Source organism: Methylobacterium indicum (assembly GCF_017347565.1).
Taxonomy (GTDB): domain Bacteria; phylum Pseudomonadota; class Alphaproteobacteria; order Rhizobiales; family Beijerinckiaceae; genus Methylobacterium; species Methylobacterium indicum.
Genome location: NZ_AP024145.1, coordinates 5,815,396 through 5,827,632, shown reverse-complemented (window position 1 = coordinate 5,827,632; position 12,237 = coordinate 5,815,396). Strand labels below are relative to the sequence as shown.

The 12,237-nt window shown below is 73.3% G+C and carries 12 protein-coding genes; 3 read left to right on the top strand and 9 right to left on the bottom strand.

What is annotated here, in order from left to right:
• Window positions 1-4 precede the first annotated feature (4 nt).
• The 9 genes from miv_RS27075 to miv_RS27035 all read right to left on the bottom strand — a co-directional run bounded on the left by miv_RS27075 (window position 5) and on the right by miv_RS27035 (window position 10,177).
• Window positions 5-211 carry a hypothetical protein gene (locus miv_RS27075; protein ID WP_048429476.1) on the bottom strand — a complete coding sequence of 69 codons (207 nt, stop codon included), beginning with the start codon at window positions 209-211 and terminating at the stop codon, window positions 5-7.
• A 21-nt stretch (window positions 212-232) separates the two neighbouring features.
• Window positions 233-991: a hypothetical protein gene (locus tag miv_RS27070; protein WP_207179965.1), complete on the bottom strand. Its 759-nt coding sequence runs from the start codon at window positions 989-991 to the stop codon at window positions 233-235.
• Window positions 992-1,038: 47 nt separating this feature from the next.
• The gene (locus miv_RS27065) at window positions 1,039-2,340 is read right to left on the bottom strand and encodes a hypothetical protein (RefSeq protein WP_207179964.1); all 1,302 of its coding nucleotides are present in this window, start codon (window positions 2,338-2,340) and stop codon (window positions 1,039-1,041) included.
• Between the two features lie 9 nt (window positions 2,341-2,349).
• Window positions 2,350-3,777, bottom strand: a complete 1,428-nt coding sequence (locus tag miv_RS27060) for a peptidoglycan-binding protein (protein WP_207179963.1) — start codon at window positions 3,775-3,777, stop codon at window positions 2,350-2,352.
• On the bottom strand, window positions 3,774-5,147 hold the full coding sequence (locus tag miv_RS27055; RefSeq protein WP_244748727.1) for a hypothetical protein: 1,374 nt from the start codon (window positions 5,145-5,147) through the stop codon (window positions 3,774-3,776). Before miv_RS27055 ends, miv_RS27060 begins: the two co-directional genes overlap by 4 nt.
• A complete protein-coding gene (locus miv_RS27050; protein WP_207179962.1) occupies window positions 5,140-6,555 on the bottom strand; it encodes an SEL1-like repeat protein in 1,416 nt (471 codons plus the stop codon). The genes miv_RS27055 and miv_RS27050 overlap by 8 nt, the downstream gene beginning before the upstream one ends.
• Before the next feature lie 26 nt (window positions 6,556-6,581).
• Entirely contained in the window at window positions 6,582-8,504 is a 1,923-nt protein-coding gene (locus miv_RS27045; protein WP_058619377.1) for an AAA family ATPase, read from the bottom strand.
• A gap of 89 nt (window positions 8,505-8,593) precedes the next feature.
• Window positions 8,594-9,691, bottom strand: a complete 1,098-nt coding sequence (locus miv_RS27040; RefSeq protein WP_207179961.1) for an AAA family ATPase — start codon at window positions 9,689-9,691, stop codon at window positions 8,594-8,596.
• Between the two features lie 3 nt (window positions 9,692-9,694).
• Complete coding sequence (locus miv_RS27035; protein WP_244748726.1) at window positions 9,695-10,177, bottom strand: hypothetical protein; 483 nt, start codon at window positions 10,175-10,177, stop codon at window positions 9,695-9,697.
• On the opposite strand from miv_RS27035, the gene miv_RS27030 reads away from it, so the two are divergent.
• The 3 genes from miv_RS27030 (at window position 10,164) to miv_RS27020 (ending at window position 12,223) form a co-directional block, all read left to right on the top strand.
• Complete coding sequence (locus tag miv_RS27030) at window positions 10,164-10,379, top strand: hypothetical protein (protein WP_162234106.1); 216 nt, start codon at window positions 10,164-10,166, stop codon at window positions 10,377-10,379. The two genes, miv_RS27035 and miv_RS27030, sit on opposite strands and share 14 nt — an antisense overlap.
• Before the next feature lie 201 nt (window positions 10,380-10,580).
• Complete coding sequence (locus miv_RS27025) at window positions 10,581-11,222, top strand: response regulator (protein WP_048429357.1); 642 nt, start codon at window positions 10,581-10,583, stop codon at window positions 11,220-11,222.
• Window positions 11,223-11,371: 149 nt separating this feature from the next.
• A complete protein-coding gene (locus tag miv_RS27020) occupies window positions 11,372-12,223 on the top strand; it encodes a hypothetical protein (RefSeq protein WP_244749092.1) in 852 nt (283 codons plus the stop codon).
• The last annotated feature ends 14 nt before the right edge of the window (window positions 12,224-12,237 follow it).

The following is a 12,237-nucleotide window of genomic DNA, read 5'->3' as shown; positions in this document are numbered from 1 at the left end:
CCCGTCACAGCCAGCGGGCGGCCGCCCAGACGCACACGGCCAGGATCAGGCCGTACTTCGCCGTCTCGAGCGCGATCGCGATCAGCAGCGCCCCGGCGGGCATGTGCGACCGGTCGGTGAGGACGAGATGCGCCATGAAGCCGATCCAGGTGGCGACCAGGACGACGCAGATGGCGGTGAGCACGATCGTCTTGGTGTCCCAGGCATTCATCGGACGAGGCTCCGGCACGGATCAGAGCTGGCGCTGGGCCGGGGGACGCGGGGGACGGGCGGGCGCCACCTCCTGCGGAACCTCGGGGCGGGTCGCAGGCGCGGGTTCGGGCGTGGAGGAGGCCGCCTTCGGGAGCGGGGCGGCGGGTACCGGCCGGCTCGCGGGTGCCGCGGTGCGGGCCGCCTCGCGCAGGAAGTCCTCGGCGGTCGCGGCCCGTCCCTGCGGAATGGGGGCCGCCCGCGTCGTCGCGGCGTCCTGCCCGGCCTCGCGCCGCGCCGGGGCCTGCGACACCGCCGGGACCTCGCGCGGGACCTCGCGCGGGACCTCGCGGCGCGCGGGTGCGGGCACCGTGATCCGGAACAGGTAGGGGACCGTCGTCCCGTCGCCGAAGGTCACGTCGACCGACAGGGTGTCGAGGCCGGAGAAATCCGGGCGCGGCGTGTAGTAGAGGCTCATCGCGTCCTTCCTCACGGCCTCGCAGCCGTCGGCGCTGCGTGCCGAGCGGCCGTCGTCGCCGACGATCGAGCCGAGGATCCGGGTTTCCCGCCGCTGCTCCAGGCGACCGCCGCGCGGGGGGGTGACGAGCTCGACCAGGGCGGCCTGCGAGCGGCAGCCCTGCGTCGCGAAGTAGTGGCTGAAGGCATCGAGGAAGGTCCGCTCGCCCGGGCGCGCGGTCTTGTTCTGTGTCTCGGCGAGCGCCGGGAGCCCGGCCCCCCAGAGGCCGAGGGCGGCGAGCGCCGCGAGCGCGCGAGAGCGATGCGTCCGGGTGCGATGTTGCATGATGACCTCCGCCGATCGGAACGGGACGAGATTGCGCGAGCGGGTCCTCAGCCGGGGCTCGATCGCGTCAGGGCCGGACGGCTGCCGTCGGTGCGAAAGCGCGCCGCGTAGGGCGTGTTGGCGCTCTGGGCGGTGCAGGTGATGACGACGGGACCGCCCATCGGGTTCGGCATCTCGCAGACGCCCTTCGCCTTCACGAGGTGGCTGCGGCCGGCCTCCTCGTAGCGCAGCTGGTCGATCGGCTGGTGCAGGGTGCCGTTCTCGACCCAGCCCTTGGCCGAGGCCAGGAACATGAGGGTGCGGGCATCCCCCGTGCCGAAGCTGAACACGGCCTGGGCCGAGCCGGCGGTGGATTCGTTGCTCGCCGTCGGCGCGCAGGCCGCGCCCATATCCTCGCCGTCGATCACCAGCGCCTCGCACCGGCCCCGGAAGGTCAGCGTCAGCACCGTGCCGGGCGGGGGCGCCTCCGTCCCGGCGGCATCGCGGGCGGCGGGCGGCGAGGCGGGCGGCGCCGCGACCCCGGCGCTCCGCTTCCAGTCGCCGCGCGACTGCCCCGCCTGCCAGACGCAGAACCGCGTCTGGGCATTCTCCCAGCACGGGCCGTTCCGGGTGGCCTGGCCGAGGGCGAAGATCGGCTCCATGTCGGCGTATTGCTCGTTCCAGAACACCCAGGCCCGACCCGGCTCCTGCCCCTTGCGGTCGAGCCGCGCGAGGATGTCGGGCTTGCCGCTCGCCCGCGCCCGCACCACGAACCCGCCCTGGCCGCCATCCGGGACGAACATGCAGAACCCGTCGAGGCGGACCTTGCCCTCGACCTCGAGGTAGCAATCGGCCGGGCGCAGGCCGGCGGGCTGTGCGCCGGCCGGCTGCGGCGCGGCGGGCTGCGGCGCAGCCGCCGGGCCGGTGAAGCCGGGGCGGCCCTCGCCGATCTTCCAGGCGCAGGCCCGGATCCGCTCGCCGCGCCAGCAGGCGCCCTGGGAGGTGACGACGTCGGAGGGCCCGTTCTCCGGGTCGCCGCCCGGAGACTGGTTCCAGGTCGCCATGCCGCCGCCGGGCCCCGACACCGTGACGACGGCCCCGTAGCGCGCGGATGCGACGCTGGGGCTGCCGAGGCGAAAGCCCCCTGCCCCGTAGCGAATCGGGTCGGTGATGAACTCGCAGAGGCCGTCGGCCAGAACCTTGCCGTCGGCCTCGACGTAGCAGTCGACCTTGCGGCTCTTCGTCGGCGTCTGCGCCTGCGCGGCCGGCGGCGCCAGGAATCCGGAGAGGAAGACGGCGAGCAGGGCGCCCGCGAGAAGGCCGAGGCGGCGCCGGGTCCGCACCCGGCCGGATCGAGGATCGAGAACCACTCCGGTCTCCTATGGGTTGCCGAGGAGGTCGCCGGCCGCCTGGAGGGTGCGGTCGTTGCGCTGGTCGACGATGCGGCCGCGATAGAGCTTGCGGGCGGCCAGGCGCTGCTGCAGGGCGGCCCAGTAGCCGGCGCCCCACTTGTCGTTCTCCAGGTTCGGCAGGATGTCCTTGGCCTTGAGCTCGAGGGCGCGGACGGTCATGTCCGCCGCCTTATCGGGGTCGCGGGGGAGGTCGGCGCCGCCGATGTCGTACAGGAAGGCCGCCGAGACCGCGGCCGGTCCGAACTCCTTGTCCCGGGCCAGGCGCTCCAGGTACCGGCTGGCCAGGCGCCCGTCGGGGGCGACCTGTCCCCGCTCCTTGTTCGTCGGCGAGACGAGCATCGCGTAGAGGTACTGGGCGACTGCGAACCCCTTCTCGGCGAAGTCGCGCAGCTTCGCGGCGTCGGCGGCGTTCGCGGGCGCGCTCTTGTACAGGGCCGTCAGCGCATCGACGCTCGGGGCGGGCTCCGAGGCGGGCGGCGCCGGGTTCTTGCCCTCGCCCCCGGTGGCTCCGCCCGGGGGAGCCGCGCCGCCCGCCGGGGCGCTGCCGCCCGCCGGGGCGGCCTTGCCGGAGAGGGCCCGCACCGCCGCGATCGTCTGCGGCGAGGCCGTGCCGTCGATCGGCCCGGCATAGAAGCCGCGGCGCGTCAGGTTGCGCTGGATCGCCGAGACGAGATCGGGCGGCCGGCGGCCGAGCCCGTCGGTGAGGTCGGTCGCGGCCGTCCGCACCCCGGCCGCCACCGTCTCCATGTAGATGTCGGCGGCCTTCTGGGGATCGCGCGGGACGCCGCTCTCGGGCGTGACGTAGCAGCCGGCGAGCCGGTAGAAGGCCGGCCAGAACCCGGCGTAGCCGGCCCGGGCCACGGCCGGGTTGGCCTGGAGCGCGAGCCCGTAGCGGCAGCCGCGCTTCGCGTCGTAATGCCCGTGGGCCGGGTCGAGCAGCAATTCGGTCATGCCGCGCTGGGCGCCCGGATAGCCGAGATCCGCCGTCCGCTGGTAGTAGCCCAGCGCCTTGTCGACGTCGGGCTTGACCGGGCTCTTGGGGTAGACCGGCGCCATGTCGGGATCGTGGAGCACGCCCATGAAGGAGCGGGCGGAGATCTGTCCCGCCTCGGCCGCCGTCTTCAGCTTGTCGAACGCCGCCTTGTCGCCGTCCTTCCCGGCCTTCTCGAGGAGATCGGCGTAGAGCTTCTCGCTCTCCTTGCTGTCGGCCGGCTTGCCCCATTCGGCACCGGTCCCCACCAGGGCGAGCGCGAGGCCGGCCATCAGCGCCACCGCGGCCTGCGGCAGGACGAGCCAGGCGAGGCGATAACGCGCCTGCCCGTACCACAGCGCCGCGTGGGCGCCGAGCCGGTCGACGCCGCTCACGGCGACGGCTCTGGCTGAGGCTTGGGTCATGACTTGGCTTTCATGTAGGCGAGCAGGGCCGTGACGACGCTGGAATTGCGCTTGTTCTCGACCGGCAGGGTGTAGAAGCCGCGGGCCGTCAGCTCGGCCTGGATCGCCCCCCAGAACGGGCCGCTGAAATTGCCCGCCTCGGGATAGAGCAGCCAGAACGTGGTCTGGCTGTCCTTGAGGTCGATCGCCCGCATGGCGAGCGCGGCGGCCTTCTTGGGATCCTTGGCGACGTTGCCCCAGCCCGCATCGTAGATCGCCGCGGCCTCGCCCGCCGCCCTGCCATGTCCGGCCGCCGCCGCCCGCTCGTAGTAGGAGACGGCGAGCCGCGCATCCGGCGCGAAGGTCTGTCCCTTGTTCAGGACCGGGTTGAAGAGCTGCCCGTAGGCCGCGAGCGCGTCGACGTCGCCGGCATCGGCCCGGCCCTTGAGGCGCGACCGCGCCGCGGCGTCGGACCAGGCCGCCCGGATCAGCGCGGTCATCTCCGGGGTGGGCTCGTTCGCCTCGGCCTTGCGCGGCTCGGGCCGCGGGGTCGCCACCGTGTTGGCGATCCCCGCCGAGACCTGGAGGGCGGTCACGAGGGCGGGGTTCGCCTTGCCGTCCACCGGGCCGATGTAGCGCCCGGTCTTGGCGTAGTGCCGCTGCAGGCCGGTGATCAGGGCCGGGTCCTGCAGGCCGAGATTGCTGATGAAGGCGGTCATCGTCGGGGCGTGCTTGCGCCACAGCACGCCGGTGACGAGCTCGCCGGCCCGGACCGGATCCTGCTTCAGGCCGCTCTCGGGCCGGACGTAGCAATGGGCGAGCTTGACCGCGAGCGCCTCCTCGCCGGTGATCGTCTTGTCCAGGGTCTCGGGGGCGTCGATCCAGGCCTGGGCGAGGCGGCAGCCGCGCCGGAGGTCGCCGTTCGGGTTGCCCGGGTCGAGGAGCACGTCGGCGAGCCGGGTCATCGCCAGGAGGTCGCCCGCGGCGGCCCCGGGCCCGTAGAGCGCGGCGGCGCGGGAAAAATCGTTGGGCGTGGTCTTCTTCGGGAGAAGCCCGGCGACCAGGGGATCGTAGAGCGTGCCGAGCCGGGTCGAAGCGTCGATCTGGCCGCTCGTCGCGAGCGCGGTCAACGCGTCGAGGGCCTTGCGGTCGCCCTGCTCGCCGGCCCGGTCGCGCAGGGCCGAGAACTCGGCGATCCGCGCCTTCGAGGCGGTGGCCGGCTGCCCCCATTCGCCGCCCGCGGCGATGGCCAGGCACAGGCCCGCCACCGCCACAGTCGCGGTCTGCGGCAGGGCGAACCAGGCCGCCCGGTAGCCGGGCTCGCCGTACCAGAGCCGGCCATGCGCCCGCAGGAGCGCGTGGCCCCGCCCCGTCATTCCCCGCTCAATCATGGCGCTGCCCTCCCGGGCGGGCGCCCGCCGCTGCGCCTTGTTGAGCGCGGAGGAACTGCCGGATCGCCAGGACGAGGGCGTCGTTGCGCCGGTCCTCGATCGGGTTGGCGTAGAAGCCGCGCTCCTTGAGTTCGCGCTGGACGCTGCCCCAGAAGGCCGGGCTCCAGCCGGCGCTCATGTCGGGATCGGTGAGCAGGTTCCCGAGCCAGGGATCGGCGGCGATCGCGCGGATCGCCAGGGCGGCGGCCTTGGCCGGGTCCCTGGCGAGGTTGCCGGGGCCCTTGTCGTAGAGGCTGGCGACCTCGATCCCGGTCCCGGGCGATCCGGACGCGGCGGCCCGCTCCATGAGCTGCGCCGCCCGGCGGGCATCGGGGGCGAAGAACTCGCCCCTGTTGTAGACCGGGCTGTAGAGGCCGCCGAGATCGGCCATCGCCTTGGCGTCGCCCCGGTCCGCCATGGCCTGGAGCCGCGCCCGGGCGCCGGCATCGCGCCGCGCCGCCTCGACGAGGCTCCGGAACGCCTGCTCCGCGTCCGTCTGCGTCGCCGGAATCGATCGCGGCTGCGGCGGGAACGGGCGCAGCTCCGCCTCCCGCTCCAGGGCCAGCACCGTCTCGCCGGAAGCCCGCCCGTCGATCGGGCCCGTATAGCCGTTGGGCCTGCGCGCCGCGAGTTCCCGCTGCATCCCGCGGATCAGCTCGGGCTTCTGCAGGCCGAGGCCGTAGATGTACTGGCGGATCGACCGGTCGTACTTGAGCCGCAGCGTGTCGACCACGAGGGCGCCGGCCCGGTCGGGATCCTGCGCGACGCCGCTCTGCGGATCGACGAGGCAGCGGGCGATTTTCTCGGCCAGGCGCTCCTCGCCGCGCAGCATGTCGCGGTTCACCCGCGGGTGGTCGAGCCAGGTCAGGCCGAGGCGGCAGCCCTGCCGGCGCTCGCGCTCGCCCGCCGCGTCCTCCATCAGGAGGTCGGCGAGGCGCGCGATCGCCACGATGTCGCCGGAGGCGGCGCCGGGGCGGTAGAGCGCGGCCGCCCGCCCGCCATCCCGCGGCGCCGGGCTGCGCGGCGTGGCCTTGGCGGCGAGGGGGTCGACCAGGCTCGCCAGCCGGGTCGCGGCGTCGATCTCCCCCGCCTTGGCGGCGGCCGTCAGCTCCTTCAAGGCGGCGACGTCGCCCTCCCGCCCGGCGCGCTGGCGCAGCGCCTCCAGGGCGGCGACGCGCTGCGGCGAGCCGGTGGCCGGCCGGCCCCACTCGCCCCGGCTGGCGACGGCCAGGAGCAGGCCGGCCGCCACCACGGCGCCGGCCTGCGGCAGGGCGAGCCAGGCCAGCCGGTAGCCGGCCTCGCCGTACCAGAGCCGGCCATGCGCGGCGGCGAGCGACCGCCTGCGTCCCGACCCCGTCCGGTCCGACATTCGATCCGAGATTCCACCCATGTGTGTCAGGCCGCGGCACCGAGGGCGCGCTCGACGTCGGCGAGCTCGAACTGGCCGTGATCGCCGAGCGGATCGGCGGCGAGCCGCAGGGCCTGGGCCTCGCGCAGCCGTTCGAGCAGGGTCCGCATCTCGCGGGCATTGGCCCAGTCGCGGCGGCGGGCGCGGGCCTCGATCCACGGCATCAGCAGCGTCTCGAAGCGCGGCGGCAGCCGGAAGGACTGGCGCGACGCCATCAGGCGCAGGATCTCGACGAGGTCGTAGGGGTCGTAGGGAGGGAATTCGACGGTCCGGGTGAAGCGGCCGGCGAGCCCCGGATTGGTGTCGATGAACCGGGCCATGTCGTCGGTATAGCCGGCGACGATCACGACGATCCGGTCGCGGTTGTCCTCCATGAACTTCAGCAGCGTGTCGATCGCCTCCTTGCCGAAGTCGTTGGCCCCGCCGCCGGCGAGCGTGTAGGCCTCGTCGATGAACAGGATGCCGTCGAGCGCCTCCTTGCAGCGCTCGAGCGTCCGCGCCGCGGTCTGGCCGACATAGCCCGCCACCAGCCCGGCCCGGTCGACCTCGACGACGTGGCCCTTGCGCAGCACCCCGAGGGTCCGGAAGATGTCGCCCATGATCCGGGCGACCTCGGTCTTGCCGACGCCGGGCGGCCCGGTGAACACCATGTGCTGGCTCACCGCGCCGACCTCGACGCCCTCGGCGCGCCGCTTGGCGTCGACCATCACCCGCGCCACCACGGTCTTCACCTGCTGCTTGACCGGGGCGAGGCCGATCATCGCGTCGAGGCGGGCGATGACCGCGCGGGCCTCGTCGAGGTCGATGGCGCCGCCGGTCGGCCGGCCGAGCGCCGCGGCGATGTCGGAGGGCTCGAGCCGTCCGAGATCGCCGCCCGGCTGCGCGGCGAGCCGCAGGGCTTGCGCCTGGCGGGCCTTCTCCAGGACGGTGCGCATCTCGCGGGCATTGGCCCAGTCCTCGGCGCGGGAGCGGGCGGCGACGTAAGAGGCCAGATCGCGCTCGAACCCGTCGGGCAGGACGAAACCCTGGGCCTTCGCCATCCGGCGGAGGATCTCGGCGAGGTCCGGGGCGCCGTAGCTCGGGAACTCGATCGTCTTGGTGAAGCGGCTGGCAAGCCCCGGATTGGTGTCGACGAACCGCCGCATGTCGTTGGTGTAGCCGGCGACGATCACGATGATCCGGTCGCGGTTGTCCTCCATGAACTTCAGCAGCGTGTCGATCGCCTCCTTGCCGAAGTCGCTGCCCCCGCCCGAGGCCAGCGTGTAGGCCTCGTCGATGAACAGGATGCCGTCGAGGGCTTCCCGGCAGCGCTCCAGGGTCTTGATCGCGGTCTGCCCGGCATAGCCCGCGACCAGCCCGGCCCGGTCGACCTCGACGACATGGCCCTTGCGCAGCACCCGCAACGCCTTGAACACGCTGCCGAGGATGCGGGCGACCTCAGTCTTGCCGACGCCGGGCGGTCCGGTGAACACCATGTGCTGGCTCATCGCGGCGACCGGCAGGTTCTGGGCGCGGCGCTGCTGCTCGACCTGCATCCGGGCGATGACGCCCTTCACCTCGAGCTTGACGGGTTCGAGGCCGACCATGCCCTCCAGTGTCGCCAGCGCGGTGGCGAGCGTGTCGCGCTTCTCCGCGGTGGCGCCGTCGTCCTCGAAGCGGATCGGCCGGATCCGGCGGGCGGCGCGGGCCTCGGCCATGGCGCGCCGCATCCCCTCGATCCGCGCCGGGATGTAGCTCGCCGCCAGCAGGCCCAGGACCAGGCCGCCGAGGATCAGGCCGTGGCGCAGGCTCGCCCCGGGCGAGGCGGTCAGCCCGCCGAGGAGGTCCGGCCGCAGGGCGAGGAGCCCGCCCGTCGCGCCCAGCACGATGACGAGGAAGATGGCCGCAGGATGCTTGTCGAGGCGTTCCATGGGATCACGGACCTTCGAAGGGGGCGGGCCGGATGCCCGCACGGCTCCGCCCTCACGGGGCGGCGCGCGGATGCCGGCCGGTCGGGGTGTCAGGCGTCCTCGCCGGTCGCCCGGAGCAGGTCGACGATCTCGATGCGGCGGTGGTCGCCGCCCTCACGGGCGACCCGGGCGGCCTGCGCCTCGCGCGCCTTCTCCAGAAGGGTGCGCATCTCGCGGGCGTTCGACCAGTCCTCGGCCCGGGCGCGCTGGGCGAGCCAGGGCGTGAGGCGCGCCTCGAACCCATCCGGCAGGGTGAATTGCTGGCGCGCCGCCATCCGGCGCAGGATCTCGCAGAGATCCTTCGGGCTGTAGGGCGGGAACTCGATCGTCTTGGTGAAGCGGCCCGCGAGCCCCGGATTGGTGTCGATGAACCGGCGCATGTCGTTGGTGTAGCCGGCGACGATCACGATGATCCGGTCGCGGTTGTCCTCCATGAACTTCAGCAGCGTGTCGATCGCCTCCTTGCCGAAGTCGTTGCCCCCGCTGCCGCCGGCGAGCGTGTAGGCCTCGTCGATGAACAGGATGCCGTCGAGCGCCTCGCGGCAACGCTCCAGGGTCTTGGCGGCGGTCTGGCCGACATAGCCCGCGACCAGCCCCGCCCGGTCGACCTCGACGAGGTGTCCCCGGCGCAGGACCTCGAGCGAACGGAAGATCTCGCCGATCGCCCTCGCGACCTCGGTCTTGCCGACGCCGGGGGGGCCGGTGAAGATCATGTGCTGGCTGATCGCAGAGACCGGCAGCCCTTCGGCGCGCCGCCGCTGCTCCAGTTCGAGCCGGGCGATCAGCGCGTTCACCTCGCGCTTGACCGGCACGAGCCCGACCATGTCCTCCAGCGTGGCGATCACGGCGTCGGGGGAGCGGGCCTCGACGACCCGTCGCGGGGCGAGGATCAGGCGCGGCAGGCCGAGGAGGCCGGCCCGTGGCTGGCCGAGCGCGGCCTCGGCGCGGCGCGCCGCCAGCGCGGTGACGAAGAGCCCGAGGGCGGCCATGACGGCGACCGCGACGCCGATGGCGGCGCGCCAGCGCATCTCGGTCGAGGCCGCGTTCCACCACGCGGCGGGGCCGTACTCGGTGCTGAGCAGGAGCGGCGTCAGGACCGCAACGACGAGCCCGGAGACGACGAACGGAACGATGGCCGATTTCGACACCGGTCAGGCTCCGCAGGGCTTGCTGGTGTCCCAGATCACCGGGATGCGCTTGACCCCCTCGGTGGTGTCGACGGTGAGGCCCGGATTGAGCTGGACGAACACGTCCTTGGCCGCGCCCTCGATCACGATCTCGCCCTTGCCGGCCTCGTAGGGACCGGGGAACGGCACCGCGACGACGATCGGCCCGTCCGCGACGGTGAAGGCCGGCGACAGGTAGTTGCCGGCCCGGATGCGCACCACGCCGCCGCCCTTCGCCGTCGTCTTCGACAGACGCATGCTGGCGAGCGGCGCCCGGCAGGCCTTCGCCTCCTCGACGACCTTGTCCTTCTCCTCCGGCGCGACCGTCCCGCTCGCCTTGTCGATGTCGCCCGCCTTCACGAGGGACAGGGCCGGCCGCTCGACGGTGCCGGTCTTCTCGGACCCGCCGAGGAGCAGCGTCCCGGCGACGACGCCCGCCGCCACCACGCCGCCGATGGCCGCGATCACGCCGGGCGAGACGGCCGATCTGGGCGGAGCGGCGGCCGGCGGCGGCATCGTCGCGCCGGGATTTCCGGCGCGCGCCTCTGTTTGGCGCTCAAGAATTGCGCGCTCGTTATCCGACATTCGCCGCACTCCCGAAAACCGTCATCGTAATTGCGACGTTGCGTCGGCGTTCGTGGCCGATCGGGCAACGACGATCAGATTGTAATTGTTCGAAAGGCGGGTCCGATGTCCTATCGTGACCCTGTGTGAGGTTTCTAGACAGGCCCCAAAAACCGGTCTACTAGTGCACATGTCCTATAAGGCGTCGGCCGTCTCCTGCGGTACGGCGCTGGCCGCGCGCATGAGGGCTCGTACCGCGGAGGGCGGGCCTCACGAGGGTTTCGGGCATGAGGGTTTCGGGGCTGGAATGACCGTCCGCACGATCGAGACCGTCATCGTCGCCGACGACCACCCGCTGTTCCGTCAGGGGATGCGGCACATCGCGGAACGGCTCTACCCGCAGACGCGGGTGCGGGAGGCCGACACGATGGAGGAGGTCCTGGACCTCGCCCGGGCCGCCCCGCCGCAGGCCGTCTTCCTCGACCTCCTGTTTCCCGGCCTCGACCCGCAGCGGTCGATCCGCGCCCTGCGCGAGGAATTCCAGAAGACCTCGATCATCGTCGTGTCGATGATCGAGGACGACGCCCTGATCCGCACCGTCATGGCCGAGGGGGCCGACGGATTCATCGCCAAGTCGCTGCCCGCCGCGGAGATCGCCCGGGCGATCACGGCGGTGCGCGAGGGCGAGTTCGTCATCCGGCGCAACCCGCGCACGGAGCTCGCGGTGAGCCAGGCCGGCCTGCCGCCGCTGACGCAGCGCCAGCGGGACGTCCTGCGCCTCGTCGCGCAGGGGCGGACCAACAAGGAGATCGCCCGCGCCCTCGACATCTCGCCCTTCACCGTCCGCATCCACGTCTCGGCGCTCCTGCGCGCCCTCGACGTCACCTCGCGCGCCGCCGCCGCCGCCAAGGCAGCCCATGCCGGGCTCGGGGGGATGATCGGTGCCTGACCCCGGCGGGCCGGAAACCCGCCGGCCGCCCGGGCGTCGGATCGTACAGGTGTCCTAATGTCGGCCCGGCGGAGCCTGTGGCAGAGATCTCGCCCGGGATACGACACCGACACGACATTCAGAGACGACGCGACGATCTGGTGAGAACCATGATGGAATCGGGCGAGACCTGCCGGCCTTCTCTTCTTTCGCGGATCACGACGCTGCTGACCCTGTCGGCGGCGCTCACGCTGCAGGGAGGGGATGCGAAGGCCGATCCCGACGTGGTCCTGCCGTCGGTCGCCACGGTGATGGGGGCGATCTGCGGGCGTCCGGTCGGCCCCGACGCCCGGACCTGCCGGATGAAGGACGGGCGCACCGCCGAGTACTGGTACGGGGCGATGTTCGCCACCGACCAGGGCTGGGCCGTCGGGTTCGCGACCCTGCCGGCCCCGGGCCAGGATCCGCAGGCGCCCGACGCCCGCGCGCTCGTCGCAGCGACCTTCGCCCAGACGCAGACGGCGAGCCGCACGGGCTGGGTCCTCCGGGACGTCCAGGCGCTGCCCGGACGGATCGGGACCGGCAACCGCAACGGCGACGCTCCCGAGGTGGACGACAGCCTCGGGCCGGTCTTCAAGCCGCTGCCCGGAGGGCGGCTGGTGATGGGGCTGCGCACCACCGCCTTCGGGATGGAGGGCGCGCAGACCTTCTCGTTCCTCGTCCTGCGATTCACCCCCGCGCCCCTGCGCTGGCGCCTGTCGGGCGATTTGCCGGCGGGCTCCGACGAGACCGCCGGCTGCGGCGCACCGGAGGACGGACCGTGCAATCTCGGCGCGAGCGAGGGCCGCCTCGAGATCCTGGCCGAAGCGGCGGACCGGGCGTCCGGCACGCCGCCCGCCTGGCCGCCGCTGCGGGTGACGCTGACCGGGACGGTGCCGGGCCCCGCCGGCAAGGTGCGGCCCGCGGACGCCCGGGACGCCCGCACCTTCCGCTTCGACGAGGCGGCGGGCCTCTATCGATGAGGGCGCGGCCCAGG